Annotated in this window: 28 protein-coding genes and 3 pseudogenes; 17 read left to right on the top strand and 14 right to left on the bottom strand. The window is 59.0% G+C overall.

Translation table 11 applies throughout. The features are described 5' to 3' along the window. The first annotated feature begins 82 nt into the window (after nt 1–82). Entirely contained in the window at nt 83–925 is an 843-nt protein-coding gene (locus tag ACA058_RS12355) for an NAD-dependent protein deacetylase (protein WP_497639327.1), read from the top strand. Between the two features lie 116 nt (nt 926–1,041). Here ACA058_RS12355 and ACA058_RS12350 read toward each other — a convergent pair whose 3' ends face one another. After that, nucleotides 1,042–1,944 (bottom strand): LysR family transcriptional regulator, encoded by a 903-nt coding sequence (locus tag ACA058_RS12350; protein WP_497639326.1) that lies wholly within the window; start codon nt 1,942–1,944, stop codon nt 1,042–1,044. Nucleotides 1,945–2,085: 141 nt separating this feature from the next. On the opposite strand from ACA058_RS12350, the gene ACA058_RS12345 reads away from it, so the two are divergent. The 3 genes from ACA058_RS12345 to ACA058_RS12335 are packed head-to-tail and all read left to right on the top strand — an operon-like array spanning nt 2,086 to nt 4,679. Beyond that, on the top strand, nt 2,086–2,784 hold the full coding sequence (locus ACA058_RS12345) for a CoA transferase subunit A (protein WP_497639325.1): 699 nt from the start codon (nt 2,086–2,088) through the stop codon (nt 2,782–2,784). A gap of 36 nt (nt 2,785–2,820) precedes the next feature. Beyond that, nucleotides 2,821–3,486, top strand: a complete 666-nt coding sequence (locus tag ACA058_RS12340; RefSeq protein WP_057399619.1) for a CoA transferase subunit B — start codon at nt 2,821–2,823, stop codon at nt 3,484–3,486. Nucleotides 3,487–3,497: 11 nt separating this feature from the next. After that, nucleotides 3,498–4,679, top strand: coding sequence for an acetyl-CoA C-acetyltransferase (locus ACA058_RS12335; protein ID WP_497639324.1), 1,182 nt, complete (start codon nt 3,498–3,500; stop codon nt 4,677–4,679). A gap of 89 nt (nt 4,680–4,768) precedes the next feature. On the opposite strand, the pseudogene ACA058_RS12330 reads toward ACA058_RS12335, so the two are convergent. After that, nucleotides 4,769–5,080, bottom strand: a pseudogene (locus tag ACA058_RS12330) (divalent metal cation transporter); the annotation flags it as partial. Nucleotides 5,081–5,379: 299 nt separating this feature from the next. Between ACA058_RS12330 and ACA058_RS12325 the strand changes: the two are divergent. The 5 genes from ACA058_RS12325 to ACA058_RS12305 all read left to right on the top strand — a co-directional run bounded on the left by ACA058_RS12325 (nt 5,380) and on the right by ACA058_RS12305 (nt 8,357). Then, a complete protein-coding gene (locus ACA058_RS12325) occupies nt 5,380–6,168 on the top strand; it encodes a hypothetical protein (protein WP_497639323.1) in 789 nt (262 codons plus the stop codon). A gap of 84 nt (nt 6,169–6,252) precedes the next feature. After that, nucleotides 6,253–6,927: a glutathione S-transferase family protein gene (locus ACA058_RS12320; protein ID WP_497639322.1), complete on the top strand. Its 675-nt coding sequence runs from the start codon at nt 6,253–6,255 to the stop codon at nt 6,925–6,927. Nucleotides 6,928–7,231: 304 nt separating this feature from the next. Further along, a complete protein-coding gene (gene relB, locus ACA058_RS12315; RefSeq protein WP_497639321.1) occupies nt 7,232–7,423 on the top strand; it encodes a type II toxin-antitoxin system RelB family antitoxin in 192 nt (63 codons plus the stop codon). Then, a complete protein-coding gene (locus ACA058_RS12310) occupies nt 7,413–7,682 on the top strand; it encodes a type II toxin-antitoxin system RelE/ParE family toxin (protein WP_497639320.1) in 270 nt (89 codons plus the stop codon). The genes relB and ACA058_RS12310 overlap by 11 nt, the downstream gene beginning before the upstream one ends. A 102-nt stretch (nt 7,683–7,784) precedes the next feature. Continuing rightward, complete coding sequence (locus tag ACA058_RS12305; protein WP_497639319.1) at nt 7,785–8,357, top strand: DcrB/PsbP domain-containing protein; 573 nt, start codon at nt 7,785–7,787, stop codon at nt 8,355–8,357. Nucleotides 8,358–8,360: 3 nt separating this feature from the next. On the opposite strand, the pseudogene ACA058_RS12300 reads toward ACA058_RS12305, so the two are convergent. Next, nucleotides 8,361–9,078 (bottom strand): annotated as a pseudogene (locus ACA058_RS12300) (alpha/beta hydrolase). Nucleotides 9,079–9,302: 224 nt separating this feature from the next. Between ACA058_RS12300 and ACA058_RS12295 the strand changes: the two are divergent. From ACA058_RS12295 to ACA058_RS12285, 3 genes and pseudogenes are all read left to right on the top strand, one after another. Continuing rightward, nucleotides 9,303–10,766 (top strand): PAAR domain-containing protein, encoded by a 1,464-nt coding sequence (locus ACA058_RS12295; protein ID WP_497639318.1) that lies wholly within the window; start codon nt 9,303–9,305, stop codon nt 10,764–10,766. Continuing rightward, a pseudogene (locus ACA058_RS12290) lies at nt 10,763–11,245 on the top strand (hypothetical protein); the annotation flags it as partial. The gene ACA058_RS12295 and the pseudogene ACA058_RS12290, both read left to right, overlap by 4 nt. A 69-nt stretch (nt 11,246–11,314) precedes the next feature. Beyond that, nucleotides 11,315–12,534 (top strand): IS3 family transposase gene (locus tag ACA058_RS12285; protein WP_497639317.1). Its coding sequence is split into 2 segments (ribosomal slippage): nt 11,315–11,660 and nt 11,660–12,534, totalling 1,221 coding nucleotides; the frame shifts between segments, so codons are not numbered across the junction. 189 nt (nt 12,535–12,723) lie between these two features. Here the strand turns inward: ACA058_RS12285 and ACA058_RS12280 are convergent. From ACA058_RS12280 to ACA058_RS12270, 3 genes are all read right to left on the bottom strand, one after another. Continuing rightward, nucleotides 12,724–13,836 carry a succinylglutamate desuccinylase/aspartoacylase family protein gene (locus ACA058_RS12280; protein WP_497639316.1) on the bottom strand — a complete coding sequence of 371 codons (1,113 nt, stop codon included), beginning with the start codon at nt 13,834–13,836 and terminating at the stop codon, nt 12,724–12,726. Nucleotides 13,837–13,946: 110 nt separating this feature from the next. Beyond that, complete coding sequence (locus ACA058_RS12275; RefSeq protein ID WP_497639315.1) at nt 13,947–14,726, bottom strand: ABC transporter substrate-binding protein; 780 nt, start codon at nt 14,724–14,726, stop codon at nt 13,947–13,949. Nucleotides 14,727–15,006: 280 nt separating this feature from the next. Next, nucleotides 15,007–16,209 (bottom strand): NAD(P)/FAD-dependent oxidoreductase, encoded by a 1,203-nt coding sequence (locus tag ACA058_RS12270; protein ID WP_497639314.1) that lies wholly within the window; start codon nt 16,207–16,209, stop codon nt 15,007–15,009. A 299-nt stretch (nt 16,210–16,508) separates the two neighbouring features. Between ACA058_RS12270 and ACA058_RS12265 the strand changes: the two genes are divergently transcribed. Beyond that, complete coding sequence (locus ACA058_RS12265; RefSeq protein WP_497639313.1) at nt 16,509–17,078, top strand: RrF2 family transcriptional regulator; 570 nt, start codon at nt 16,509–16,511, stop codon at nt 17,076–17,078. A 3-nt stretch (nt 17,079–17,081) separates the two neighbouring features. On the opposite strand, the gene ACA058_RS12260 is transcribed toward ACA058_RS12265, so the two are convergent. Together ACA058_RS12260 and ACA058_RS12255 are read right to left on the bottom strand one after the other, a co-directional pair. Next, nucleotides 17,082–17,420 (bottom strand): hypothetical protein, encoded by a 339-nt coding sequence (locus ACA058_RS12260; protein ID WP_497639312.1) that lies wholly within the window; start codon nt 17,418–17,420, stop codon nt 17,082–17,084. 73 nt (nt 17,421–17,493) lie between these two features. Then, complete coding sequence (locus tag ACA058_RS12255) at nt 17,494–17,712, bottom strand: hypothetical protein (RefSeq protein WP_497639311.1); 219 nt, start codon at nt 17,710–17,712, stop codon at nt 17,494–17,496. 169 nt (nt 17,713–17,881) lie between these two features. Between ACA058_RS12255 and ACA058_RS12250 the strand changes: the two genes are divergently transcribed. Both ACA058_RS12250 and osmE read left to right on the top strand, forming a co-directional pair. Further along, nucleotides 17,882–18,121: a hypothetical protein gene (locus tag ACA058_RS12250; RefSeq protein WP_497639310.1), complete on the top strand. Its 240-nt coding sequence runs from the start codon at nt 17,882–17,884 to the stop codon at nt 18,119–18,121. A 13-nt stretch (nt 18,122–18,134) separates the two neighbouring features. Next, nucleotides 18,135–18,488 (top strand): osmotically-inducible lipoprotein OsmE, encoded by a 354-nt coding sequence (gene osmE, locus ACA058_RS12245; protein WP_497639309.1) that lies wholly within the window; start codon nt 18,135–18,137, stop codon nt 18,486–18,488. Here the strand turns inward: osmE and ACA058_RS12240 are convergent. The 5 genes from ACA058_RS12240 to ACA058_RS12220 form a co-directional block, all read right to left on the bottom strand. After that, the gene (locus ACA058_RS12240) at nt 18,482–19,507 is read right to left on the bottom strand and encodes an ABC transporter substrate-binding protein (protein ID WP_497639308.1); all 1,026 of its coding nucleotides are present in this window, start codon (nt 19,505–19,507) and stop codon (nt 18,482–18,484) included. The two genes, osmE and ACA058_RS12240, sit on opposite strands and share 7 nt — an antisense overlap. After that, the gene (locus ACA058_RS12235) at nt 19,504–20,046 is read right to left on the bottom strand and encodes a sigma-70 family RNA polymerase sigma factor (protein WP_497639307.1); all 543 of its coding nucleotides are present in this window, start codon (nt 20,044–20,046) and stop codon (nt 19,504–19,506) included. Before ACA058_RS12235 ends, ACA058_RS12240 begins: the two co-directional genes overlap by 4 nt. Before the next feature lie 117 nt (nt 20,047–20,163). Continuing rightward, entirely contained in the window at nt 20,164–20,955 is a 792-nt protein-coding gene (locus tag ACA058_RS12230) for a phosphate/phosphite/phosphonate ABC transporter substrate-binding protein (RefSeq protein ID WP_497639306.1), read from the bottom strand. A 50-nt stretch (nt 20,956–21,005) separates the two neighbouring features. After that, complete coding sequence (locus ACA058_RS12225) at nt 21,006–21,947, bottom strand: fatty acid desaturase (RefSeq protein ID WP_497639305.1); 942 nt, start codon at nt 21,945–21,947, stop codon at nt 21,006–21,008. A gap of 641 nt (nt 21,948–22,588) precedes the next feature. After that, nucleotides 22,589–23,857, bottom strand: a complete 1,269-nt coding sequence (locus ACA058_RS12220) for an IS110 family RNA-guided transposase (RefSeq protein WP_497635127.1) — start codon at nt 23,855–23,857, stop codon at nt 22,589–22,591. A gap of 717 nt (nt 23,858–24,574) precedes the next feature. Here ACA058_RS12220 and ACA058_RS12215 point away from each other — a divergent pair. Continuing rightward, on the top strand, nt 24,575–25,570 hold the full coding sequence (locus ACA058_RS12215) for an IS110 family RNA-guided transposase (RefSeq protein WP_497639304.1): 996 nt from the start codon (nt 24,575–24,577) through the stop codon (nt 25,568–25,570). Between the two features lie 163 nt (nt 25,571–25,733). Here the strand turns inward: ACA058_RS12215 and ACA058_RS12210 are convergent, their stop codons facing one another. Further along, a complete protein-coding gene (locus tag ACA058_RS12210) occupies nt 25,734–25,931 on the bottom strand; it encodes a hypothetical protein (RefSeq protein WP_020800178.1) in 198 nt (65 codons plus the stop codon). A 196-nt stretch (nt 25,932–26,127) separates the two neighbouring features. Between ACA058_RS12210 and ACA058_RS12205 the strand changes: the two genes are divergently transcribed. After that, a complete protein-coding gene (locus ACA058_RS12205; RefSeq protein ID WP_497639303.1) occupies nt 26,128–26,490 on the top strand; it encodes an NUDIX hydrolase in 363 nt (120 codons plus the stop codon). Nucleotides 26,491–26,499 lie beyond the last annotated feature (9 nt).

Below are 26,499 nucleotides of genomic sequence, written 5' to 3'. Positions count from 1 at the left end.
AGGCCGCCAGTGTTATCGTTGACGTCCATCGCGAGCATGCTCGCTCCTACAGTGTGTATTCAGGTGACCCGGAGTGTTGGACATGCTCGATAGCCAGATCCACGAACAACTGGACCACCTCCAGCACTTCATGGCCGACGAGCCGTTCGCGGTCCTGACCGGCGCTGGCATCAGCACACCGTCGGGCATTCCCGATTATCGCGACAATCAGGGCGTACGCCGTGGCCGGCAACCGATGATGTACCAGGAGTTTCTCTGCGCCCCCGAATCCCGGCGGCGTTACTGGGCGCGGGCGATGCTCGGCTGGCCACGGGTGCGTCAGGCGCAACCGAACGTGGCCCACGACACACTCGCCCGCTTGCAGAGCACACGACGGATCATCGGCTTGATCACGCAGAACGTCGATACCTTGCATGATCAGGCCGGCAGCCATGACGTGATCGAACTCCATGGCAGCCTGCACCGGGTGCTGTGCCTGGACTGCGGAAGACGCTGCGAGCGGGATTCGATCCAGCACCTGATGGAAACCCAGAACCCCTACCTCGCCGGCGTGGACGCGGTTCAGGCGCCGGACGGCGACACCTTGCTCGACCCGGCCTTCGAGGCACGCTTTAAGGTACCGCTCTGCCCGCATTGCAGCGGCGAACGGTTGAAACCGGATGTGGTTTTTTTTGGTGAGAACGTTGCGCAGGAAACCGCGGCGAAAGCGATGGCCACGGTGGAAAAGGCCGCCGGGTTGCTGGTGGTTGGCTCGTCGCTGATGGCGTACTCGGCGTTTCGCCTGTGCCGGGCGGTGATGGATCAGGGCAAGCCGTTGCTGGCGATCAATTTGGGCAAGACCCGGGCGGATGAGATGCTGGATTTGAAGATCGAGGGGTCATGCGAAAAGCTTTTGCCGTTATTGGCTGAGCGTCTTAACAACTGACGAAACCCAATCCCTGTAGGAGCATGGCTTGCCCGCGATAGGGCCTGCACAGTCCACATCGACGTCGACTGACACGACGCCATCGCGAGCAAGCTTTGCTCCTACAGGTATGGTAATCAGTGCATGGAGAGTTGTTGGCCGAAGTTCTCTACTTTAAGCACATCAAACAATGCCTGCGCCGCCGCCGACAGCTCCCCTCCCGGCAAGGTCAGCACCCCGATCGCCCGCTCCACCACCGGGTCGCGCAAGGTAATGCAATGCGCCCCCAGTTCACGCATCTGCCCCGCGCACAAGGCCGGCACCGCGCTCACGCCCAACCCACTGGCAACCATCCGCCCGACCGTCGCCAGTTGATGGCTTTCAAACTCCACCGGCAGCTTCATGCCCCGGGCCTGTAAATGCTCCTCCAGCATCACCCGCACGGTCGACGGGCGCTGCAAGGTAATGAATGGTTCCTTGAGCAAGGTCTGCCAGTCGATTTCATCCAGCTCGACCAGCACCGAATCATGGGGCACCACCGCCACGAAGCGATCCACGTACAACGGCGTGAATTGCAGCGACGAACTCATGGTCGGCTCGAATGCCACGCCCAGTTCCACCTGGCGGTCACGGACCATTTCCAGCACCTGCTCGTTGATCACGTCGTTGACCGTGACGTTGACTTTCGGATAGCGGACGCGGAATGTCTTGAGGATCGGCGGCAGCAGGTTGCCGGCAAACGACGGCATGGCCGCCAGGGTCACGCGACCGCGCTGCAGGGTGAACCGCTGACGCAGCTCATCCTCGGCATTGTCCCAATCGGCGATCAGGCGACGCGCCAGCGGCACCAGGGATTCGCCCTCGGCGGTCAGCGCCACATTGCGCGTGTTGCGAGTAAATAGCCGCCCGCCCAGGCCCTCCTCCAGTGCCTTGATGGTGAGGCTCAGGGCTGATTGCGACAGGTGCAGGCGCTCGCAGGCCACGGCAAAGCTCAGGCTTTGGGCCACGGCCAGAAAGGCGCGGATCTGCTTGACTGTCATAGTCGTTGTCTCCAAGGCATTGCATTGTTGAGTTTTATCTATTAATCATCCTTAAAAATCAACTTAACAAATGAATCGTGTAGCGAGACACTCAATCCCATTCGGCTAGCCAGCCGCCCACAAAGAATAAAAGAGGTGCATATGGCAGGTTTCGACAAGCGCGTGAGTTCCTACGAGGAAGCCCTGGCCGGTCTTGAAGACGGCATGACCGTGATCGCCGGCGGCTTCGGCCTGTGCGGCATCCCGGAGAACCTGATCAACGAGATCAAGCGCAAAGGCACTCGCGACCTCACCGTAGTATCCAACAACTGCGGCGTCGACGGTTTCGGCCTCGGCGTACTGCTGACCGACCGCCAGATCAGCAAAGTGGTGGCCTCCTACGTCGGCGAAAACAAGCTGTTCGAAGAGCAACTGCTCAAAGGCGAAATCGAAGTCACCCTGACCCCGCAAGGCACCCTCGCTGAAAAAATGCGCGCAGGCGGCGCTGGCATCCCGGCGTTCTTCACCGCCACCGGCGTGGGCACGCCTGTTGCCGACGGCAAGGAAGTCCGCGAATTCCATGGCCGCAAGTACCTGATGGAAGAATCCATCACCGGTGACTTCGCCATCGTCAAAGGCTGGAAAGCCGACCATTTCGGTAACGTGGTCTATCGCCACACCGCCCAGAACTTCAACCCGCTGGCCGCCACCGCCGGCAAGATCACCGTGGTCGAAGTCGAAGAAATCGTCGAACCCGGCGAGCTGGACCCGGCGCAGATCCACACCCCTGGCATCTACGTCGACCGGATCATCTGCGGCACGTTCGAGAAGCGCATCGAACAGCGCACCGTGCGTAAGTGATCCCCTGCCCCCGGACCGAATGAAGGAATAACGACAATGGCACTTTCCCGCGAACAAATGGCTCAACGCGTCGCCCGCGAAATGCAGGACGGCTTCTACGTGAACCTGGGCATCGGCATTCCGACCCTGGTCGCCAACTACATCCCAGAAGGCATGGAAGTCATGCTGCAGTCGGAAAACGGCTTGCTCGGCATGGGCCCCTTTCCTACTGAAGAAACCATCGATGCCGACATGATCAACGCCGGCAAACAGACGGTGACCGCACGTATCGGCGCGTCGATCTTTTCCTCGGCCGAATCCTTCGCGATGATCCGCGGTGGCCATGTCGACCTGACCGTGCTGGGCGCCTTTGAAGTAGACGTGCAAGGCAACATCGCCTCGTGGATGATTCCCGGCAAACTGGTCAAGGGCATGGGTGGTGCGATGGACCTGGTGGCCGGCGCAGACAACATCATCGTCATCATGACCCACGCGTCCAAGGACGGTGAGTCCAAGCTGTTGTCCCAATGCAGCCTGCCGCTGACCGGCGCCGGTTGCATCAAGCGCGTGCTGACCGACCTGGCCTACCTGGAAATCGAAAACGGTGCGTTCATTCTCAAAGAACGTGCACCGGGTGTCAGCGTCGAAGAGATCGTTGCCAAGACTGCCGGTAAACTGATCGTGCCGGACCACGTGCCGGAAATGCAGTTCGCTGCCCAGTGAGGAATCATTCCATGCAAGAAGTCGTCATTGTTGCCGCCACGCGTACCGCGATCGGCAGTTTCCAGGGATCCCTGGCCAATGTGTCCGCGGTTGACCTGGGCGCTGCGGTAATCCGTCAGCTGCTGGCGCAAACCGGCCTGGACCCGGCGCAAGTCGATGAAGTGATCATGGGCCAGGTGCTGACTGCCGGCGCCGGGCAAAACCCTGCGCGCCAGGCTTCGATCAAGGCCGGCCTGCCGTTCGCCGTGCCGGCCATGACCCTGAACAAGGTCTGCGGTTCGGGCCTCAAGGCCCTGCACTTGGGCGCCCAGGCGATCCGTTGCGGCGACGCCGAGGTGATCATCGCCGGTGGCCAGGAAAACATGAGCCTGTCCAACTACGTCATGCCAGGTGCCCGTACCGGCCTGCGCATGGGGAATGCGCAAATCGTCGACACCATGATCAGCGACGGTCTGTGGGATGCGTTCAACGATTACCACATGGGCATCACTGCCGAAAACCTGGCCGACAAATACAGCCTGAGCCGCGAGCAGCAGGATGCATTCGCCGCCGCCTCGCAGCAGAAGGCCATCGCCGCGATTGAAGGCGGGCGTTTTGTCGATGAAATCACGCCGATCCTGATCCCACAGCGCAAGGGCGATCCGCTGTCCTTCGCCACCGACGAGCAGCCACGGGCCGGCACTACCGCCGAGTCGCTGGGCAAGCTCAAACCTGCCTTCAAGAAGGACGGTTCGGTGACCGCTGGTAACGCTTCGTCGCTCAACGACGGCGCCGCCGCCGTGATCCTGATGAGCGCCGAGAAAGCCAAGGCCCTGGGCCTGCCGGTACTGGCGAAAATCGCTGCTTACGCCAACGCAGGCGTGGACCCGGCGATCATGGGCATCGGCCCGGTATCGGCCACTCGCCGCTGCCTGGACAAGGCCGGCTGGTCTATCGACCAGCTTGAGCTGGTTGAAGCCAACGAAGCCTTCGCCGCACAATCGCTGGCCGTGGCCAAGGACCTGGAATGGGACTTGAACAAGGTCAACGTCAACGGCGGCGCCATCGCCCTCGGCCACCCGATCGGTGCCTCGGGTTGCCGCGTATTGGTGACCCTGCTGCATGAAATGATCAAGCGTGACGCCAAAAAAGGCCTTGCCACCCTGTGCATCGGTGGTGGTCAGGGTGTCGCACTGGCGCTCGAACGGGCTTAAGCCGACAGCGTTTAACAGACGGCGCGGGGACCCACGAAGAACCGCCGCCTGACAAAACACCCGGTGCGACTCACGTCGCTCCGGGTTCTTCATTGGCTGAAAAGCTGCAGAATCAACCAGCTATTGGCCCCACTGATCACGACGAACAACCCCCACGCCAAAACCCGCGTCGGCAAGCGATTCACAAACGGCACCATGAGTTTTTCATCAATGGTCATGCGAATCAGCGGATAGAACGCAAACAGCAATTGCAGGCTCAGCACCACCTGGCTCAGCACCAGCAGCTTACCCACCGCGTCGTCCCCCATCAGCCAGACGCCAACGAATGCCGGGATCGATGCCAGCCCACAGGTGATCAAGCGCCGTTGCCAGCACGGCAACCGCAGGTTGAGGAAATCCTGCCCTACTGCCCCCCACATCCACAGATCGGCATCACCGCTATCGCCATGTAGACGCATAACCCCTGTAGGAGCGAGCTTGCTCGCGAAAAATCTGAAAACGCTACGGGGTGTCAGAATTTCCGCGTAATCGTTGACGACCTTCGTCGGAACGCCGCCCGGAGCAAACTCGCTCCTACAAGGTGTATGTCCCGCACCCCGCATCGGACCTTCAACTTTGTATACAAAACACGCTCAACAATAGAGCAAATCACCCCGCAAAATGCTAACGTTGCCGCCAAACACAGGTCGGAGAAGTGCGCGTGTTAATGCTCAAACTGCTGGTCATTCCAGGCTTTCTGCTGCTGATCTCCCTGGCCGGCAAACGCTGGGGGCCAAGCGTGGCGGGCTGGTTGTCGGGGTTGCCGGTGGTGGTCGGGCCTATTCTGTTCTTCCTCGCCATCGAACAAGGCCAGGCGTTCGCCGCCCAGTCAGCCATGGCAGCGCTGTCGGCGATGTTTGCAATGATTGCCTTCTGCGTGACCTATGCGCAGGTCGCGCAACGCACAAAATGGCCACTGGCACTGACGATCTCGCTACTGGTATGGGCCTTGGTCGCCGTAGTCCTGTCGTTGCTCCCACCGTCGCTGCCACTCTCGGTGATTGCCGCCGCCACTGCACTGCTGGCCGCGCCGCACTTGTTCCCGGCAGTCCAGCCGATCATTTCAGGACCGGCGCCAAAGTCCGACAAATTGCTGCTGCGCATGATTGCCGGCGCCTTGCTGACCCTGGCCGTCACCTGGCTCGCCAGCACCGTCGGCGATCGCTGGAGCGGCCTGCTCGCCGTGTTCCCGGTGCTTGGCAGTGTGATGGCGGTGTTTTCCCAGCAAACCCGAGGCCCGGCGTTTACCGCCGCGTTGCTGCGGGCGACGGCCACCGGGATGTATTCATTTTCTGCCTTCTGCCTGGTTGTGACGCTGACCTTGCCCAGCATGGGCCTGATGGGCTTCGGTATTGGCGTCGCGGTCTCGGTGGCCATGCTTGGCGTCACCAGACGGTTGCTGGCCAAACCCGCGCCCTTGGCAACACGTTCAACAATTTCGAACGAATAGCGCAACATCCTGGTACGTCAATCGAACAGGTTTCCCCCACTATCAGCCTCAGTTCCCAACCACTCCCGAACTGAGGCCTACACCATGAAATTCTTTTTCCATCCTTCACCGAACCCGATGAAAGTCGCCCTGTTGCTCGAAGAATTGCAAACACCCTATGAGTTGATCGGCGTCGACACCTTCAAGGGCGAGCAACACTTGCCAGCCTTCCTCGCGATCAACCCGAACGCCAAGGTTCCGGCCCTGGTCGATGGCGACGCGACGGTTTTCGACTCCCAGGCCATCCTGCTGCACCTGGCGCAAAAACATCAGCGTTTCCTGCCGAACAGCGCTGCCGGCAATGCCGAACTGCTGTCGTGGCTAATGTTCATCGCCACCGGCCTGTCGCCGTTCTCCGGCCAGGCCGTGCATTTCCTGCATCACGCACCGCAAGACCTGCCCTACGCGAAAAACCGCTATCTCAAGGAAGTCGAACGCCACTATCGCGTGCTCGACCAGCGTCTGGCCGACCATCAGTACCTGGCTGGCGACAGCTACAGCATCGCCGACATGGCACTCTGGGGCTGGGCCAACTTCGCGCCTTACATCCTCGGTGAAAACGGCTTGGAGGCCTACCCGAACGTCAAGCGCCTGTTCGATGAAATCAGCGCTCGCCCGGCGGCCCAGCGTGCTCTCGGCCTGAAAGAGAAGCTTGTGCTCAAGGTTGAATTCGACGAAGAAACCCGCCGTAACCTGTTCCCGCAGAACCAGGCCCAGTAAGCAGTTCCCGACAATCGAAGGTGAGGAAATGGAGGTGTGACTGAGCCCGTCCTTTGTGGTGACCTGCCGGTCACCACAGGGTATCGGCTACTCGTTTTTTGAGATCCCACATGCGGCGACGAAAATCAAAAAATCGAGCATATGTCCTACATGTTTTTCGGGTTGGCCGTCGGACACCAGGTGTTTAGGATTTGTCGATGGAGTGAACGCCCCGGCGCTCTTCCAGGGGATGTACTTCATCCAGACAACGACGACAACGAGCTACATAACTATTAAACTGCAGGCATTGATCGCGGAGATCAGCATGAACACCCGACTTTCCTCCATAGTTTCAGAGTTTGAAACCGAAGAGCAGGCTACCAGCTACGACCGCTGGTTCCGTGCCAAGGTACAGGCATCCCTGGATGATCCGCGCCCAAGCATCCCGCATGATCAAGTGATGGCTGAAATGCGCGCCCTCCTGGAGTCAAAGCGCAACAAGCGCGATGCGGGTTGAGTGGCGTCCCGAGGCACGGTCCGAACTCTTACAAATCCTGAATTACATTGTTGACCGTAACCTCGTAGCGGCTCTTGAGCTCAATCAGGCCATTGAAACGGCTACATCAGCCCTCCCCGAACATCCCTATCTCTATCGATGTGGCCGACTTCCCGATACACGAGAAATTGTTGTGCATCCCAATTACCTGGTGGTCTATCGAGTGACGGATCAAATCCAGATCCTGAGTGTGTTACATGCCAGGCAGGAATACCCCTGATACCGAAGCATCGACGACCGTCCGTTACCCCATGCTGGAACATCTCACAGCCCCCATGGGATGATCGCCACCCACCGCGCGACCATCCCTGGAGTTTTTCGAATGTCACTGTTGAGTAAAAAAGCCGTTGTCCTGCTGCTGGCAGCGGTTGCCAGTCTGGGGGCTTTGAATGCGCAGGCGGCCAAGGCCCCCGCCAAAGAGACGGTGCAGGGTCAGAAAGTCTCGATGCTCGACGGCAAGTTCACCTTCACCCTGCCCAAGGGTTTCATTGCCAACCCGTTGCCAGCCAGCCCCACCGGGGCAAGCGGCACCATGTACACCAACGAAACCACCAAGACCGTGGTGATCGCCGCACAAAACAGCCTGCCCGAGGGTGTCAAGGTCAAGGACAACGACGGTGAATTTCTCGACGGCACGGCGGCCGACTTCGACGTGGCGCAACACAAGGCCCTGCCGGATTACAACAAACTCAGCGAAAAAAGCCTGACCCTGAAAAAAACAGGACTGGGTGTGCGCCAGATCGACAGTACCGCCACCCAGGGCGGCGGCATGACCCTCAACACGACGTTGATGGCGGCATCGGGCAGCCACATGACCGTGATTCAGGTCATTTCCCGCCCCGGTGACATGGCCGCTCACGAAACCCTGATCAAGCAGATCGTCAGCGGCAAATAAGCCTCAGGGGTGGAGGCGCTGCAGCCAGGCGCTCAAGTCCTGCAGTTCTTCGGCACTGATGCTGTGGCCGACACCCTGGTAGGCGTGGAACTCGGGCTCCAGTGACACGCTTTGCAACAGGCTGTTGGCCTCGGTGCCATCGCTCAAGGGAAGACGCTGGTCCGCCGTGCCATGGCCGATGAAAATCGCCAGTGACTGGCGTTTTTCATCCGGCTTGAGCTCCGACCGGAGCACCGGCAGAATCCGTCCGCTCAACGCGGCAATCCCGCCCACCGCCTCGGGATGCCGCAGGGCGACTTCGTAGGACATGATCGCGCCCTGGCTGAAACCCACCAGAAATACCTTCTCCGGTTGTGTGTGATATTTCTTCGCCGCCTGTGCGACGAAATCCAGCAGCAACTGGCCGCTGGACTTCAGATCATCGGTTTCGCCGTTGTAGGCACCTTCGCCTTTCTTGCGAAACCATTGGTAACTCCCCTCTTGCATCACCATCGGTGCCCGCACCGACAAATAGTTGTACTCACTGGGTAACTCATCCTTGATGCCGAACAGATCCTGCTCGTTACTGCCGTAGCCGTGGAGAAAAATCACCAGCGGCTGCTCGCGGGAATCGGGGTTGGCCTGCTCCAGGTACTTGAGCGGCAGATCGGTTTGCAGGGGGGGGTTGAGCGTGGACAGTGGCGGATGCCAGCAGCGTGAACAGAGCGAGAAACTTCAGCATAAACCTTCCTTCACCGTGCGCAGGGTTCGGGACAGAGCCTAGCACCTTCGTTGTAACGACTCCCACCACTGGGTCCGATTGCGGAATCGGCCTACACCAGACAAGGAAACGTCTGATTTACGCCTGACACCCTCGTATAGAACCCTGTGCGCGGCATTTTGCCATGCCTCCATTCCCATGGGAGTGGGAGCAATTTGCTCGTTAACAGACAAGGAGTTCAAGCGATGGCTAAGGGATATTTCATTCGCAAGGGTGACAAGACCAGTTGCGGTGGCGAGGTGCTGGAGGCCGATACCCGCGTGATGATGTTTGGCTTCGCTCACGCTCGCGCAGGGGATCGGGTTTCCTGTGGCAAGAACGATGAAACCTACCAAATCGTCGGTGGCATCTCGTACATGGACAGTCACGGCAGGCTGGTGGCTGGCTCGCTGGATAGCCGCAGCAGCTGTCCCTGCAAGGCCAGTCTCCTCCACTCGTTCACCAACGCCACCTACGGGTCCAGACAGGGTGCTGCGCCGCAAGCCGTGAGGAGCGTCCCTCAACAGGAAGCCGCGCCGGTTGCCCCCAGCAACCCGGTCGCACCGCGACAGCCCGCTTCCACTTCAGCGCGGGCACCCACACCGACGTTCAGCGAACGGCCAGGAACGGTCTGCGAGAACCTCTGGCGCGGGTACCAGCAAAGGGTCGAAAACGTCGTGGCACCGGGCGGCCAGCTGATCGCCGATCCGAAGGCACGCAACAAGGCAATCAATGCCGCCTACGCCCAACTGTGGCGCCACGACCCACGTTTCCAGTGGGCCGGGCTGGCGGCGTTCGCCTCCAAGCAAGTTGGCTGTGGCTTGCTGCACGCGGCATCGACGATCGAGAAGATTCAAGCGGAAGAGGAGGCCATGCAGCAACTGAAGGACAGCAGCAGGCAAGGGCTGGTGGGGTTGCTCAGCCCCAGTGAGTGGGAAAAGCGCGCGACCATTCGGGCGTTTGAGCAGCGCCAACGCGAGTACGAAGTGGCCAACCGTGACAACCCGGTGTGGGGCTTCACCCAATGGGGTGCCGACCTTCCCTTGTCGTACTCGCAACGGATGTACCGGTTTGTGTACGAGATGCTGGCAATGGGCAATACCACGCTATTCCTGGATGTGTATCCGTTGCATGTGTTCTACAAGGAGCGGGGGTTGGAGGCGCTGAAGGATTGTCTGGCCGCACGGAAAAACATCTATGGGAGTGGTGAGTATCCGGTGCTGTGGCCAGTGGGGCAGAAAACACTGAAATTCGGGACTGACCATGAGGAAATCTTGCAAGCATTTGAGGCGATTGAGGCGGGCAAGATCGCCGAAAGTGTCGCGCTTCTAGCCGAGCACGAACAGGTCAACATCCTGCAACCAGCGATGTACAGCGACTGGCGGCTCAACGCGCTGTTGCGCAGTAACCATTTTTCCTACGTCATCGGTATCCCGGCCGGCGCCGCCGAAGCCGTCGAGCTGACCCTGGCCAGTCAGTGCCGCCGCGTCGACGACGGACGCACCATTGGTTTCAGCACCAACCGCAATGCCAACCTGGCCGATATCAATCAGCGTATGCCCTTCGTGCTCAGGGCCGCGAAGCAGTTTGATGATCTGCTGCACAGCGACCAGCGCGAGCTGCTTGAGCAATCAATTCGGGAGATCGCCTTGGGCGGTGGCCTGCGATGAGCCTGCTGCAACGTGCGGATTGGCGACGCAGTGTATTCGCTCTGGCGGTCGTGGCCCTGCTGTCGTTGGCAACGATTGAAGCACTAACGGATGAGCCGGAAATTGCGCTGGTGATTGGCGAGCCGTACGAGGCTATGCGTCAACGCTCCAGCGCAAGGATCGATCCAGCCATACCGGGGCAATCCTGGTTCAATACCCCCAAGTCTGATGCACGTCTGCGTTTCGTAGACCCCCACTACGGCTTTGTGACTCCATTGGCCCGCTTCTTTACGGTGAGCTTTACCGACGAGAAGGTGAGAGGTGTCCGCATGTCCCCACAAGTCGAACCCCTGCTGCTCGACGACACCCTCAAGGTCGTGCTGGATCTGCAGGAGCAATGGCGCAACGCGGGCTGGGTACCCATCCGGGTCAAGGACTTCCCATCGTTCGCCGACACCCCGCAATGGCGTGCCCAATTGCGCGATGAGAACAAAGGCGGTGAACGAGCCCCATGAAAGACAGGACACCGTTTCCCCCTTACGATAAGGGATAGGCAAACGGTTATGTTTATGACTAACAGCAATGATAAGAGTGGGGAGCTTTTGGGCCAGGAGCGGCGGCGCCGCTGGAGCCCAGAGCAAAAACTGGCCATGGTTCGCGAGAGTCTTGAGCCAGGGCAAAGCGTTTCGGTGGTGGCTCGGCGCAACGGCATCAATGCCAACCAGCTGTTCCAGTGGCGCAAGCTTTACCAGGACGGCAGCCTGTCGGCGGTCAGTGCTGGCGAAGCCGTGGTGCCTGCCTCCGAGCTGAGCGATGCGCTCAAGCAGATCCGTGAACTGCAACGGATGCTGGGCAAGAAAACGATGGAAGCAGAAATCCTCAAAGAGGCCGTGGAGATCGCCCGGTCGCGAAAATGGATTGCGCACTCACCCTTGTTGCCGGGGGACGACCAGTGAAGCTGGTCAGCGAATGTCTCGGTGTGGCGCGCTCGCAATTAACGGTTCGAATCAAACAATCGGTATCGCCCAAGGCACGGCGAAGCAGACCTGTGGACGACGCTGAGTTGGTGGTTGAAATCCAACAGCAGGTCAGGGAGTTGCCCAGCTATGGCTACCGTCGTGTCTGGGGATTACTGCGTCGGGAACGTGAAACCCAGTCGCTGCCGGCGATCAACGTGAAGCGGGTTTACCGGGTCATGCGTGATTACAACTTGCTGCTGGAGCGTCGACTCAAACAGCCCGGCGTGCCGCGGCGGCACGAAGGCCGTATTGCGGTGCAAACCAGCGATACACGTTGGTGCTCGGACGGCTTTGAGTTCCGCTGCGAGGACGGCGCCAAACTGAGCGTGACCTTTGCCTTGGACTGCTGTGACCGCGAGGCCATCGGCTGGGTCGCGAGCCCGACCGGGTACAGCGGCGATGATATCCGCGACTTAATGCTGGAAAGCGTGGAGAAGCGCTTCGGTGATCAACTGCCCGCCACGCCGGTGCAATGGCTAAGCGACAACGGCTCGGCCTACACCGCCGAACAGACGCGCCTGTTTGCACGGCAGATCGGCTTGCAACCGGTGACCACGCCAGTGCGCAGCCCGCAGAGCAACGGTATGGCCAAGAGCTTCGTGAAGACGATCAAGCGTGACTACGTGGCGCACATGCCCAAGCCGGATCGAGAAACGGCGCTGCGTAACCTGGCCATTGCCTTCGAACACTACAACGAGCAGCATCCGCACAGCGCCTTGAACTATCGCTCACCGAGGGAGTTCAGGCGATTGGCGGCAGCATCAATTTAACAGGGAGTTGGTGTCCGGTTTTGTAGGGGCAAGTCCAGGCGGGACAGCCTACTGGCGAGCAAGTGACAAGTACCAACTGATGCTGGTGGTCAATCGCTTTACGTACGACAAGCGCCCCACAGAAGAACGCTACCTCATTACCTTGGGCATCCACCGATCACGGGGCGTGCAATGAACCTCCACTGCCCCTCAATCGTTAATCAACTTCCCAACCCGAATAGGCTCCCGCCCGGCCACTTTCGCCTGCCAGGTGCCCGGTTGCGTATAACGACCACGATCGATCGCAAACAACACACCACTTGTGCCCGCGCACACGGTGGTGACCTTGTCGTTCAACGGGTCGACCACTTCAAACAGTGCATCGCCCTTCTCTACCCATTCCCCGGCATCGCGCAGGAAACTCACCACCCCGTGATGCGGCGCGAACAGGTATTGGGTGCCTTCGAACGGCATGCCCTCGCAGCACTCGCTCGGTGCCGCCGGCCAGGTACCCTTGATGAAACCCTGTTCGGCGAGAAAGCCCAGGATCGCCTCGCAATTGGCCCGGGCCTGATCGACTCGGGTGTCGCCCATGCTGCCAAGCTCAAGCGTGGTCGCCAGGTTGGCCGGTGGAATGGCCGCTTCGGGGAAAGCCCTGGCCAGGCGCAACCAGGGCGAAGAGCAGGACTCATCGAAGGAACTGCCGCCAGAATCTTCGCACAGTAACGCCACCCCGGCTTTCAGGCGCGCCGCCAGCGATTGCCACTGCGGCCAGTGTTGCGGCAATGCGTAGAGGTGAATCGCCGCGTCGAAGTCGCAATGCAGATCGAGGGTGATGTCGGCGTCGCAGGCGTGACGCAGCAACAAGCGGTGCATTGCTTCGAGTTGCGACGCCGGGGCCGGCAGGTCGTCGAACACCTGGCCCATGGCCTGGCGAATCAGGGCGATGTTGGCCGCGGCATCACTGCCCAGACGATCGCCCACCCGCTGCGCCACCGGTTCGCTAAGTTCGACGAACGAACGGTTGAAGTTCTTGCCGCTGCCCAGTTCGAAGCGGCCCATGTGACTGCCCTGCAGGTGCTGATCGAGACCGATGGGGTTGGCCACCGGCACCAGTTCGATCAGGCCTTGCAGTTGTCCCTGGCTTTCCAGTTCAGCCAGGCGCTGCTTGAGCTCCCATGCCGTGCGCATGCCTGGCAGTTCATCGGCGTGCAGGCTGGCCTGGATGTAGACCTTGCGCGTGCCCGCGCCATAACGGAATACGCTGAGGGTGCGCTCTGTACCCAGGTGGTTCCAGGGCAGTGGATGGTCGACGCGTTGCATGGCAGAACTCCGATACTCCAACGGTTGGGAAATGTATTGGGCAGGATAAATTATGAGCGAAAAAAAAATGGCAGCCGCGTCAACGGCTGCCATTTTTTTGAACGGCTCGATTACTCGCCGTAAACGTCAAACTTGAAGTACTTGTCCTGCACTTGCTTGTACTTGCCGTTGGCGCGGATCTCGGTAATGGCTTTGTTGAACTGCTCGGCCAGGGCGGTATCGCCCTTGCGCACGGCAATCCCGGCACCACCGCCGAAGTATTTCGGATCGTTGTACTCAGGCCCCACGAAAGCGAAACCTTTACCGGCATCGGTCTTGAGGAAACCGTCGTCCAGGTTGACCGAGTCGGCCAGCAGCGCGTCTACGCGGCCGGATACCATGTCCAGGTTGGCTTCCTGCTGGGAACCGTAGCGCACCAGGATAATCCCTGCCGGTTGCAGAACTTCGGTGGCAAAACGGTCATGGGTACTGGCGCGCAGTACACCGACTTTCTTGCCCTTGAGTTCGGTCAACGGGTCTTTGACGTCGGAACCTTCCTTCATCACGAAACGTGCCGGGGTGTGGTAGTACTTGATGGAGAAATCGACGTTTTTCTTGCGATCGTCGGTGATGGTCATGGACGACAGGATGGCGTCGATTTTCTTGACCTTCAGTGCCGGAATCAGGCCATCGAACTCTTGCTCTACCCAGGTGCACTTGACGTTCATCTGCTCGCACAGTGCGTCGCCGATGTCCACGTCGAAGCCGGTGAGTTTGCCGTCAGGGGTTTTCATCGAGAATGGCGGGTAACCGGCTTCGATACCGATGCGGATCGGCTTGGTATCCGCGGCCACGGCGGTCAGGGACAACATCGACAGTGCCAGGGCACCGAACATCACTAGCTTGTTCATTTATAACTCCTGTGTGCGGAGACTTTTATTGGCAGCTTGGATAGACAACTTTCGGTCGTGGCTTGTGGCGGGGGACCGAAGTGGCCGGCAGTCTAGAGTGGCTTTGGCAGGGTAAATTATTTCGAGGCGACAAATATTTACAGAGAGGCGCCAGAAAGCCGCGAGCGGATGAGGTGTGCGCCAGAGCGGTGCAAAGTCTGTCAGACAATGACCTCATCCTTGGCTCCTACGGGGGGAAATGCGCACGGCTCCTGATCAGGCCGGTAGGCCGCCGCCCCAATCAGGCAATCGGAATCAACGGATCCGCAGCCGCCCACGCGCTTTCACGATCGGCCGCCGGCGGGTAGATCCAAACCGTGTTGATCTGGGTCTTCAGCGACTTGCCTTCCTGCCCGGTCAGCTTGACCTGGCGATCCCAACCTTCGGTGTAGACCGCCCCCCAGGCCCCCAGGTCCAGGCAAGTCACGTATTTCGGCTGGCTGTATGGCGTCGGGTCCACACCGAGGATCTGCGCGGCAACGTTATTGCCGGCATGACGGCCCAGCACAATGGCGTGCTGGCAGGTCATCAGCGCATGGTTGCCAATGTCATCGCTGGCCGCGTAGGCAACGTCGCCGGTGGCGAAGATGTCTGGCTGTCCAATGACTTGCAGGTGAGCGTCGACGTGCAGGCGGCCCAGGTGGTCGCGTTCGGCAGGGATCTGCTGGGTCAGCGAGCTGGCACGCACACCGGTGGTCCACATCACGGTTTTGGCGTCGATGCGCTGGCCGTCGGACAAGGTCGCTCCGTTTTCATCGACGGCGACAACCGAGGCTTTGAGGTGCCATTTCACGCCGGTTTCCTCACTGGCTTCGGCAATTTTCTCGGCGATTTGCGGGCCCATGGAGCCGCCTACCTTGTCGCCACGATCCACGATAATCACCTTGATGTCCGCACCCTCGCCGAGGATCGCGCGCAAACGGCTCGGCATTTCAGTTGCCGTTTCGATGCCGGTGAAGCCACCGCCGGCCACCACCACCGTATTGCGTGCCTGACTCTGCGGTTGGTTGACCAGGGACTTGAGGTGGGCTTCCAGGCGCATGGCCTGTTCGATCTGATCGACGTCGAACGCATGTTCGGCCACACCAGGGGTGTCAGGCAGTGCGAGACGGCTGCCGGTGGCCAGAACGAGTTTGTCGTAGATGCAGACTTGTTTTTCGCCCCAGGCATCAACGTAGCCCACACGCTTTTGCTCGACGTCGATGGTCTCGGCGGCCCCCTTGATGAACCTGACACCAATCGCATCGAACAGCTCGCCGATCGGAGCCGCCAGCTGGTGGGCATTCGGCTCGTAGAAGCGTGGACGCACGCGCAGTTCGGCTTGGGGCGCCAGCACCGTCACGTCAACGTCATTGTGACCGTGGATATCGAACAGGCGGGTGGCACTCAAAGCGGTCCACATGCCACCGAAACCTGCGCCAATTACCAAAATGCGTTGTTTCATTTTTAACTCCAGGGGGAAAAACCAGGCATTGAATTGGGTTAAGGGGTCAGGAGGTCGGCACCCGCTTTCTCTTGAAAGCGTCTTCCGCTTCCGACCTGTCAACTACGACTTTATTGATCGTAGTTAGTTTGAGCAAGGTGTTTTTCTCAATGGTTTGAATCGATGGCATCGATAGACTGGCTAAACCGCAATGAATATGCGGTCTAGAAGGCCTTTCCAGTGCCTGGAGAAAAATCGAGATCGTTGCCTGGCTAAGGATCAGCTGCTAATATTTACGACAACATTAGTCGGAGATCTATATGTCTCTTTACAGCGCAGGCGTCGAGTACGGCATTCACTGCCTGCTTTTCCTGGTGGGCAATGGCTTTGATCCCCGCGAAGCGAGCGTGCGTGACCTTGCAGAGCTGCAAGGCGTGCCGTTGGACTATCTGGCAAAAATCTTCACCAAACTGGCCAAGGCAAAACTGGTGGTTGCCACCGAAGGCGTGCGTGGCGGTTTCAAGCTGGCGCGTCCGGCCGATGAGATCAGCCTGCTGGACATCGTCAATGCCATCGACGGGCGCAAGGCCATTTTCGAATGTCGGGAAATCCGCGGTCGCTGTGCGTTGTTCGAAGGCGCGGTTCCCGAGTGGGCGCTGGACGGCCCTTGCTCGGTGCACGGCGCCATGTTGACAGCGCAGAAGCGCATGGAAGAAGCCCTCGCCCAGCAGACCATTCTGGACATCGCCAGAAAGGTCGGACGAAAAGCTCCTGCGCAATTCAATGCGCAGGTCGACAGCTGGATGAGTGATCGCCGGGAAAAGAAAGGCACCGCGGGTGCCCAGGCCAATGTCGATCAACTTATCCAGGTCACCGAGATCGGCGGTTAAACGCTACAGGCAGTCCCGCACTGCCTGGCGCATTGCCCCTGACTTTGCCCAGGGCGGCCCCTGGTAAAGCGAGACCCGACTGCCTTCCTTGTACTTGACGATATCCAGCACTTCATCGGCCGTTATGATGCTCGGCGCGGTAATCCGGTAGCCGTTGGAAATCGATGTCTGGGTTGTCTTGGCTATCTCCTGTTGCCACGCTGGCAATACACATGCCGCTACATCCTTGGGTATTTTATCGCTCGGTTTGTTGTAATTCGGCTCTCCCGGCACCAGGGACGCCGGCAACGAACACCCCGCCAACAACGCCATTACCACTCCCCCCATCAACATTCGACTCATGAAGCATCCTTAGACCTGAAAAAATAAAATGTAGCCTGTTGCCGCGCTGACAGCCATTTTGTTGCATCGAGCCTCAAGGGCTGACGTTGTGATCGCCGGGTTCCGGGTAGGAGCGCTCGTTCAGATAGCTCGTCCATCGTTCGTAGGCTTCGTGTTGCCATTGACTTACCCGCTCCCATTCCGGGCCGCTGAGCTGATGCTCGGAAATAAGTTTCATCATTTCGCTGGTGGCCGCATCCAGATCGGCGATCAGTTCCTGGGCACGCGCTCTGAAGTCATCGGTTGTCGTCATTTTGAACGTTCCCTGCCCTGGTGAAATATCGGCACTTCACTACGACAGCGAATTTTCAGAAACGCGCAAATTTCCCGACCAATGGAAGCCCTTTGGCATCAGACGAACACAACGCCGCGCCACGCGAATGGGTCTAAAATTTCGTAGCACGAAGTTTCGGGAGATCATCATGTGGCTTAACGAACATGAACAAACGCTTCGACGTGACCTGCAAGGGCTTGCATCGGACCTGCGATGGTCGGCGGTAGAGCTATTGCGCATAGCCGAACAATTACGCCTGTCGGGGAACGATGTCGATGCAGAAGCCGTCAGGCGGCTGTGCGATTTGTTCCAGGGCGATGAACAACGGCTGTCGGGTTATGCCGAGGAAGTGAAGGCCAAGATCATCAGTCGGAACAAGGGTGATTAGCGGGAGTCATGCCGTGAACAAGTCCCTCTACACGCTTGCCACCCTGATCACGGTGCTGACGGGCTGCAGCACCGATTCACAGCTCTATCGGGATCAGCCGCTGGTGGCCAAGGTCGAGACCGGGATGAGCAAGGAGCAAGTCGAGCACATCGGCGGCCCACCCCTGTCGATCTCCGACCGCACGGTCGAGCCCGGCACCTGTTTCGACTACAAACTGACCCAGCCTGGTCATCAGCAACAGTACAACGTCAGTTTCGATAACCGGGGCAAGGTCGATCACACAAGCTTCATGACCTGTGCCGAATGGAGCCACGCGCAACAAAAGGCCAGGGAACCGTCCCGCAGCAGCGGTGGCGGAGGCTATTGAGCCGCTAACAATCGCGCGGTGACACGATCAGCCACCTCCCCCGGGACCCAGCCCTTCCAGATCTGCGGCTGGTCACGCAGGAAGGCTTCTGCCACCTGACGCGGTTGCAGGCGCTTTTCGCTCATCTGGCCGAGGGTATGGTTCAGCAGATCGATCGGCAGGTCGACCTTTTCGAAGAACGCCACCAGGTCCGGGTACTGCGCCTTGAAAGGCGCGGACACACCGATCGCCAGGCTCGCCGGCATTGACCGAGTGCCCTTTGGATGCGGGTTGTTGGCGTCGGCCAGGGTCTTCCAGGCTTCGGCGTCGAACGCCGGCTCGTCGAGTTTCACCAGTTTGAAACGCCCCAACAGCGGCGTCGGCGACCAGTAGTAGAACAGCACCGGTTTGCCACGGCGGATCGACGAAGCCACCTCGGCATCCAGCGCAGCACCCGATCCCGTGCGGAAGTTGACGAAGCTGTCGGTCAGGTCATAGGCCTTGAGTTTCTGACTGTTGACGATCTCCGAGGTCCAGCCGGTCGGGCTGTTGAGGAAGCGTCCTCGGCTTGGGTCTTCCGGGTCGCGGAACACATCCTTGTAGCGGGCCAGGTCAGCGACGGATTTCAGTTCCGGGGCCAGGGGTTTGATGCCTCGTTCAGGGTCGCCCTTGATCACGTATTCCGGCACCCACCAGCCTTCGGTGGCGCCTTTGACCGTGTCGCCCAGACCGAACACTTTGCCTTGCGCAGCGGCCTTGACCCATGCCGGACTGCGCCCGGCCCACTCTTCGCCGATCACTTGAATATCGTTTTTGGCCAATGCCGCTTCGAGGCTGACGGTGCTGCCCGGTAAGGTATCTGTCGGGTAGCCGTAACCTTTCTCGACAATCACTCGAAGGATTTCGGTGATGAGGCTGCCGCTTTCCCAGGTGATATCACCAAAGTGGATCGGGGCGTTTTTTTCCGTCGCGGGAACCTGAGTCGCCACAAGGCTCAGGGCCAGCAGCGAACTGCCGAGCAGGGTTTTGAACGATCTCATGCGGACCTCCGGGTCAGGGAATTCAAGGGTTGGTTGGCGCTGTGCCGGGCACACAGGGCTTGGGAGCGAGTCATGTAATCGCTCACCGAGCGTTGGGAAATGCCCAATTGGGCGGCAATTTGCGGGTAGGTCAGGCCGTCGATTCGCGACAACAGGAAGGTTGCACGAACCTTGCCCGGCAAGCGTTCAAGCGTGCGCTCGAGGCCATTCAACGCCTGGGTCAGTTGCACCTGTTCTTCGGGCGAGATCGCTTGATGCTGATCAACGTGTTGCAACTGTTCGAGGTGCTGGCGTTCCAGGTCGCGACGGCGCCAGAGCTGATAGATCAACCGATGGGCAATGGTGGTGAGCAAGGCGCGAGGCTCGCGGATCGGGGTCAGCCCCGGCGATTCGAGCAATTGTAAAAAGGTCTCGGCAGCGATGTCTTCGACGCTGGAACTGGCCCCCAGATGCCGACGCAACCGTGCGCACAGCCAGGGGTAATGCGCGCGGAACAATCCGCCCACGTCGTTGCGATGGGAAAGGTCGGTGCCGGACATAGAGGCTCCAAGGGTTAGGGGTCGCTGAATGTCCGGTGATCCGGTGACGCGATCCTAGCAAGGAGCCTTATTCATTAATAATACTTAAAAAGAATTTTTATATTCCATAGAGGAATTTCAACGCAATCGTCCGAACCTCAACTCCTCGGCTTCTCGCTGGTAGTCGAGAACGATTTGATAGTCGCTTTCGGTAGCCGGCAGGACCTCTTGCAGACCGAGGATTTCGGCGACATCAGGCAACGCCTGCAACGTCTGGTTCATCACCTGCCGAATTTGCCCGGCCTGTTCTTCGGTGACGGTAGCGGCGGTGATGTAAGGCAAGGTCGGACTGAATGCACTGCGACCGATGATCCGCAGGTTGGCCACTTCGTATTCGGCGTGTTGCGCCAGATAGGCAAAGGTCACGCTGTCGATGGCCGCCAGGTCCGCTTTATCTTCACGCAACCAGCGCAGGCTTTCGCGGTGGCTGCCGCTGATGCCGACACCGGCAAAGAACTGCCCGTCTCGATGCAGCGGCGCCAGTCGATGACGCAGCAGGTTCATGCCGCTGTTGGAATCTTCACCATTGATCACACCGCGGCTGCCTTCGAAGGCCGGCAAGCTGCGCCGTGGATCATCGGCGCGACCCAGCAGCAGGCTGCAATGATTGCCACCGCTACTGTCCGGCAGCTCGTAACGAGGGCGACCGATGATCCGCACCCGACCACGCAATGCCGTCATCAGCGGATAGCCGCAGGTCTGCGTCAGCAGCAAGTGCGGGGACAGCCAGAGATCCATCAGCGAAAGGCCCTCGGCGTTGCGGCGCGTGGCACCCAGACGCTCGAGGATTCGGGTCAGCCAGCGCTCGTTGGCCTGGCGGACCGGTTCGGGGGCGACGTACATAAGTAATTCAGCGAGGTGTCGTGTCATCGAAAACCTTCCCATGCAACGTAATTCCAATTGTGGGACCTCATTCGCCATCAGTGGAATGGGTGTCTGGGGCTGTCGATGGCCTTCACCCCGTGCCGGCGCCATAGCTGGCCATAACCCTGCACCAGAAACCCGCCGCTGCGCGCCAGCCATTGCTCGCGACGCGTGCGGTAAGCGCGGGGCAAGTCGTACCAGGGCAGCCCCGGCAAGTCGTGATGCACCAGGTGCAGGTTGAGGTTCAGGAACAGCCAGCGCCAAGGCCAGGCGGCTTCATTGATGACCGTCCTTTGCTCGGGCTCGGCATGCGGACGGTGTTCATAGTAGGAGCGAATCATGGCAATCGATAGCGCCGGCACGCTGATCAGCAACAGGTAATGCCAGATCGGCAGCACACTGTAGCGGGCGACAAACAGCAACATCAGCAGAGTCAACGTGCCGTGGCTCAGCCACATCGACCAGGCCTGGCGCTCACCCGATTTCAGACGCTGCAGCTGTTCCCGGGCCAGCGCCAACAAGGCCAGCGGAGCGCCAAGGATGAAACGACCCAGCACGGTTTTGTTCAGCCAGTGCAGGCCTTGTTCGAACAGTGAACTGCCCTGCCATTGCTCGGCGCTCAGGTACCGGCTTTCCGGATCGCGACCAGGAACGGTCAGGTCTTCATCGCGGTGATGCAACAAATGGCTGTCGCGATACAGGGTGTAGGGATACCAGACGGCGAACGGCGCGTAGCCGAGGATCTTGTTCAGCGATGCCCAGCGGGTGGGATGACCGTGAAGCAATTCGTGCTGCACCGACAACCAGAGCACCACCAACGGGATCAACAACAATGTGCTCCACCACAGGCCCAACTCACCACTGCCCAGCACGATGCTGAACCAGCCAGCGTACACGCCGACCAGAAGCAACCAGGTCGGCCACTCGGTGCGAGCAGTCAGGCGTTGGCGCAAGGTTTCGATTTCTACACGGTGGGCGGTATCGAAGTAATAGGGCATGGCGTTGCTCAGATGGGGACCAGTCCTCTTCTGTGCAATGGCGCAGGGTTTTCTTGCAGATTATTTTAACGATTGTTGTCAATTGAGGTATTTAAGAACTGGATTGGGGGGGATATCCATTGCTGCGGTAACGGCCACTTATGGTTTCGCCCTTACGGCGAGTCCCTTTTTCAAACAACGCCAAAAAGGAACCAAAAGGCTTTGCCCCACCACTCGGTGCCTCGCCTGGGCTCGGCATGCCCTCTCTCCGGCATTGCTCCGTGGGTCGCCGCGATGGGCCGTCCCTGGCCCAGCGCGGCTAAACCGGCGTCCTGCCGGTTTAGCCACTGCGCAATACCTGCGTTCGGCCATCGTGGTTTAACGGGGCGCCCAAATCTAAAGCCAAAGCGAGGCGGCCTGACAGCCGACCTGATTTCAAGTGAACACGTTCCCCTGTAGGAGCGATGCTTGCTCGCGATGGACGTCAACGATAACGTTGGCTGTCTGGATGAACGCGTTGTCCGGACGTTCATCGCGAGCAGGCTCGCTCCCACAATTGGATCGCGGACAGACCTGCAATCAGGTCGGCTATAAGGCCGCCTTGCTTTGGCTTTTGATCTGGCTTTTGATTTTCTTGCCCCCTCACGCCCTGAGCCTGTCCGTCAACCTGTGACTACCTCCATCGGCGCCTCTACCAACGTTGATCCGCGCCGCGTTAAAGCCTGCAAGTAAGCCATTTCGTCATAGACGGTGCCGTTTTTCCAGCAGCGATAGACGATTCTGATCCACTTGAAAGCAAGTGCTCTCAGGGTCGCCTGGTATGAGCAGCCTTTAGCCCGCTGCTGCCGATAATAAGCCTCGGCCCACGTTGATTGAGTGATGCTGTGAGCGGCCCATTCGACAAAGGTCTGACGCAAGAAGGTTGAGCATTGGTAGCGCCAATACACGACTTTCTTCTTTCCGCTACGCTCGGTAACGGGTGCGATTCCGGCATATCGCTGCATCGCATTGGCGTCGCTAAATCGATCACGCTGTTCACCAAAAGCCACCATCAGGCGCGGCGCAAGATGTTGGCCGGCGCCAGGGAGTGCCTTAAAGATCGGGTAATCGGCCAAGGTGCTGGCCGTTTCTTCGATCTCGCGATCAAAATCCTTGATGGTGGAAAGGAGCCCTTTGAGTTGCGACGCCAAGGCTGTTGCGTACAACTGCGAAGGACGTATTACCCCCGGGTCCTGTGTCAAAGGCATCGCTTGGGTGATGATTTCCCAGCGCGTTTGATTGAGTTGAGCGTGACGAGCGTTGTGCTCATTAAAGAACTTGAGAAAAGTACTCTGGCGAGAACGCTTGATGTGCTCAAGCGTGGGCCAGCGCATCAGAAAGTCACAGAACACCACGGTGTCATGACTGCTAAACAGCTCCAGGGCCAATGGATAATACTGTTTGAGCGTACAGATCAAGCGGTTGCTGACCTTCACTCGCTCATCAACCAGTGCACGTCGATGTTCTGTCAGGCTGGCCAAAATACGCATGGCCGGGCTTTGCGGCATCAGCTGCGCAAACCGTTGGGGATAGGTGAGCAACAACTCAAGCGCCCATTGAGCATCGGTCGGATCATCCTTGGCACCGCTGCGGACAAAGGTTTTACGGTGTTTGGCCAAGGTGCTCGGATTGATTGGAAACAGGCAAAAGAACTCGTACTTTTGCAGGGCCGCCACCAACGGGCCCTTGTTGAGCTCAAGAGCAATCGCGATCGGAGCGCCGTAGCGCTCAAACAACGATTTCGCCCAACGATCAATCGATTGGGGTGTGTGGTCGATGACAGAGAAGTGCCGCCGGGTTTCCCCCGCGACCTGCAAACACACGTCATGCTTGGTATCTGCCCAATCTATTCCGACATAAGCAGTGAATTTCTGAGACAGGAGCGTTTGCATCAACAACCTCCACAGGCGCTAAAGTACATGCAGGAACATGCATGCTTACGTCCAGCGAAAGCGATATAGAGAGCCGTGTCGGGCTTTCCCTGAGTATTCGTTAGAGGGCGCAAGCGCACCTGTGGGCTCGAAGGTGAGGAGGTAATCATCGCGTGCTTGAGAGGCATATTCGTAGCCCACAGGTGCATGCTCCTTCCCTTGATTAAAACTGACTTCCAGACACCGAAGTATGGAAGAGGAAAGGAACGGACAACCTATATCGAGAGGCCGAGTGGAGGTTCTGCGCAGTGGGCAACCCGGCATGGATGCCGGGTTAGCCGCGCTGGGCCAAGGATGGCCCAGCGCGGCGGGCCCTGTAGGAGCGAGCATGCTCGCGAAAAACCTGAGAGCACCGCGGGGTGTCAGGCTCCCCGCGTCATCGTTGACCTCCATCGCGAGCATGCTCGCTCCTTGTATGTTGACCTTGATTCCATGAGAGAGGTTACGCTCAAGGATTCATTCAACAGCAAGTACGTTTCTGGGGGAGGCCGATCGCTCCTGAAGGCAGGATTTGCTCCTGACCTTGTCTGTAGAGAGGCCCCCCCGCCTCATTGCCCACCACGAAGAGTATCGAGAAGCCGACAAGTCGGACTTCGCATTACAAGGTTGCAGTGGCATGAAGTTCGAGGTCGGGGGAACCAGGTGCAATCTTACCTAAAGCCAAGGAAGTGAAAAGCAATGAATGCGCATGTCGGCATAGATATCAGTGCTCGCAGTTCAGCCATGGGATGGCGGCAGAACGGCAAAGCAGCAGGCAATGGAGACATTCTGCACACGCCCAAAGGTCGCAAGGCCGCTGTGGAAAAGCTGCTACGTCTCAAGCCGCTGAGCGTTGTCATGGAGGCTACCGGTATTTACTACCTGGATCTTGCGATGGAATTGCACGCCGCCGGCTTGCCGGTCTCGGTGATCAACCCCAAAAGCTTCCACAACTTTGCCAAGCTGATGTTGCAAAACAGCAAGACTGACCAGATCGATGCCCAACTGCTGGCCGAATACGGCGAGCGTATGGGGCCTAGGCTGTGGGTCCCGCCCACTGCGGAACAGATGATGCTGCGTGCGATTGGTCGCCACATCAACCGACTGATTGGCCATCGGACGCAAGCCAAGAACGAGCTGCATGCGCTACAAGCGACAGAAACGAGCATCGCACTGCTGATCGAGGATGAGAAAGACGCGATAAGCGCGTTGGACGCTCGAATCGATCGATTAAAACAGGCTGCGCGCGACGCCATCGCCAAATGCCCTGATCTGAGCCTGCAATTTCGCTGCATGATGGCGGCGCCCGGCGTTGGAGAGGCCTCGGCCATCGCCGCACTGGCTGAGCTGACGACCCTTCCAGTGACGCTTAAATCGGCACAGGTAAGCCGCTATGCAGGCCTGGATGTCAGACTGACCCAGTCAGGCACCAGCGTGAACCGGCCAGGACGAATGTCCAAGTGCGGTAATGCTTACTTGCGTGCAGCGATGTTCATGCCGGCGATGACGGCAATCCGTTGTGATGAGAATGTGAAGGCCTTCTACGAGGCACTGGTAGCGCGCGGCAAGAAGAAAATGCAGGCCATCGGCGCGGTCATGCGCAAATACCTAACCGGGTTATGGGCATGCATGCGCTCTGGAGAAGAATTTAATACGGCCAAGCTTTTTAGCAAAAAACATCTCGCGAAAGCTTGACCGTGAACAGAGTATCTACAGGCTCTTCCAAGTGACTCGCTGTAAAAGCGAAACCATAGGTGGCCGTTACCGCAGCAATGGATATACACCCAATCCAGTTCTTATATACAACCCCACACTTAAGTGAACAGCATAACCAGCGAACCGGGGCTTTGAACGTGCCTCATGTGGCTTGCTGATTGCGAGGCTTACCTGGACGAGCCTTGTAGCCGGGCAGCGCAGCCGCAAAGGCCAACGCCTCTTCCCGACTGGCAAATGAGCCAAGCCGGTCACCTTGGGTGCAAACCCGCCACGGGCCGTTGTTCACACTGAGTACGTCATAGCCGTTCATGTGCATCTTGTTCAACATCGGAACGCTCATAGCCACCTCCGTCTTGGCAGTGATCACAGGGTTGACCTGCCTACCTTACACCCCCTGCCGTGAAGATGCCGACCAGCCGTCGAGTCAGGATACTGACAGCGGGATTGCACTTTTAGACACCTTTGCTGCTCAAAATGTCCAGGCAACATGCAAAGGGTTACGGCCCGATTTGTGATGACCAGGATTGAAAGAACCCATGAAAGTACGCGCAACCGTGATTTGCGAGCAGGACCGGCACATTCTCCTGGTGCGCAAATCCAGGAGTCGCTGGACGTTGCCCGGCGGCAAGGTTGAACGCGGCGAGACCGCGCAGGATGCCGCCCTGCGCGAACTGCAGGAGGAAACCGGGCTGGGCGCCGACGATATGCTGTACCTGATGGAACTGGAAACGGGGGGTACGCGACACCATGTCTACGAAGCATCGTTGCTGAGTTCGGATCAGGCGCGGCCGCAAAACGAGATTTTCGATTGCATCTGGTACCCGCTGGACGCGGTGCACAACTTGAACCCCAGCGACGCCACGCTGCAGATCCTCAGAGCGTTTCAGCGTCGCCTGTAGTTCACGCGC

Source organism: Pseudomonas sp. LBUM1649 (assembly GCF_059716155.1).
Note: the sequence above shows the minus strand (reverse complement) of the source record. Positions and strands in the feature narration are given on the sequence as shown.

Coding starts and splice junctions, on each gene's coding strand:
- ACA058_RS12355 (WP_497639327.1), top strand. CDS start 83: ATGCTCGATAGCCAGATCCACGAACAACTGGACCACCTCCAGCACTTC.
- ACA058_RS12350 (WP_497639326.1), bottom strand. CDS start 1,944: ATGACAGTCAAGCAGATCCGCGCCTTTCTGGCCGTGGCCCAAAGCCTG.
- ACA058_RS12345 (WP_497639325.1), top strand. CDS start 2,086: ATGGCAGGTTTCGACAAGCGCGTGAGTTCCTACGAGGAAGCCCTGGCC.
- ACA058_RS12340 (WP_057399619.1), top strand. CDS start 2,821: ATGGCACTTTCCCGCGAACAAATGGCTCAACGCGTCGCCCGCGAAATG.
- ACA058_RS12335 (WP_497639324.1), top strand. CDS start 3,498: ATGCAAGAAGTCGTCATTGTTGCCGCCACGCGTACCGCGATCGGCAGT.
- ACA058_RS12320 (WP_497639322.1), top strand. CDS start 6,253: ATGAAATTCTTTTTCCATCCTTCACCGAACCCGATGAAAGTCGCCCTG.
- relB (WP_497639321.1), top strand. CDS start 7,232: ATGAACACCCGACTTTCCTCCATAGTTTCAGAGTTTGAAACCGAAGAG.
- ACA058_RS12310 (WP_497639320.1), top strand. CDS start 7,413: ATGCGGGTTGAGTGGCGTCCCGAGGCACGGTCCGAACTCTTACAAATC.
- ACA058_RS12305 (WP_497639319.1), top strand. CDS start 7,785: ATGTCACTGTTGAGTAAAAAAGCCGTTGTCCTGCTGCTGGCAGCGGTT.
- ACA058_RS12295 (WP_497639318.1), top strand. CDS start 9,303: ATGGCTAAGGGATATTTCATTCGCAAGGGTGACAAGACCAGTTGCGGT.
- ACA058_RS12280 (WP_497639316.1), bottom strand. CDS start 13,836: ATGCAACGCGTCGACCATCCACTGCCCTGGAACCACCTGGGTACAGAG.
- ACA058_RS12275 (WP_497639315.1), bottom strand. CDS start 14,726: ATGAACAAGCTAGTGATGTTCGGTGCCCTGGCACTGTCGATGTTGTCC.
- ACA058_RS12270 (WP_497639314.1), bottom strand. CDS start 16,209: ATGAAACAACGCATTTTGGTAATTGGCGCAGGTTTCGGTGGCATGTGG.
- ACA058_RS12265 (WP_497639313.1), top strand. CDS start 16,509: ATGTCTCTTTACAGCGCAGGCGTCGAGTACGGCATTCACTGCCTGCTT.
- ACA058_RS12260 (WP_497639312.1), bottom strand. CDS start 17,420: ATGAGTCGAATGTTGATGGGGGGAGTGGTAATGGCGTTGTTGGCGGGG.
- ACA058_RS12255 (WP_497639311.1), bottom strand. CDS start 17,712: ATGACGACAACCGATGACTTCAGAGCGCGTGCCCAGGAACTGATCGCC.
- ACA058_RS12250 (WP_497639310.1), top strand. CDS start 17,882: ATGTGGCTTAACGAACATGAACAAACGCTTCGACGTGACCTGCAAGGG.
- ACA058_RS12240 (WP_497639308.1), bottom strand. CDS start 19,507: ATGAGATCGTTCAAAACCCTGCTCGGCAGTTCGCTGCTGGCCCTGAGC.
- ACA058_RS12235 (WP_497639307.1), bottom strand. CDS start 20,046: ATGTCCGGCACCGACCTTTCCCATCGCAACGACGTGGGCGGATTGTTC.
- ACA058_RS12230 (WP_497639306.1), bottom strand. CDS start 20,955: ATGACACGACACCTCGCTGAATTACTTATGTACGTCGCCCCCGAACCG.
- ACA058_RS12225 (WP_497639305.1), bottom strand. CDS start 21,947: ATGCCCTATTACTTCGATACCGCCCACCGTGTAGAAATCGAAACCTTG.
- ACA058_RS12220 (WP_497635127.1), bottom strand. CDS start 23,857: ATGCAAACGCTCCTGTCTCAGAAATTCACTGCTTATGTCGGAATAGAT.
- ACA058_RS12215 (WP_497639304.1), top strand. CDS start 24,575: ATGAATGCGCATGTCGGCATAGATATCAGTGCTCGCAGTTCAGCCATG.
- ACA058_RS12210 (WP_020800178.1), bottom strand. CDS start 25,931: ATGAGCGTTCCGATGTTGAACAAGATGCACATGAACGGCTATGACGTA.
- ACA058_RS12205 (WP_497639303.1), top strand. CDS start 26,128: ATGAAAGTACGCGCAACCGTGATTTGCGAGCAGGACCGGCACATTCTC.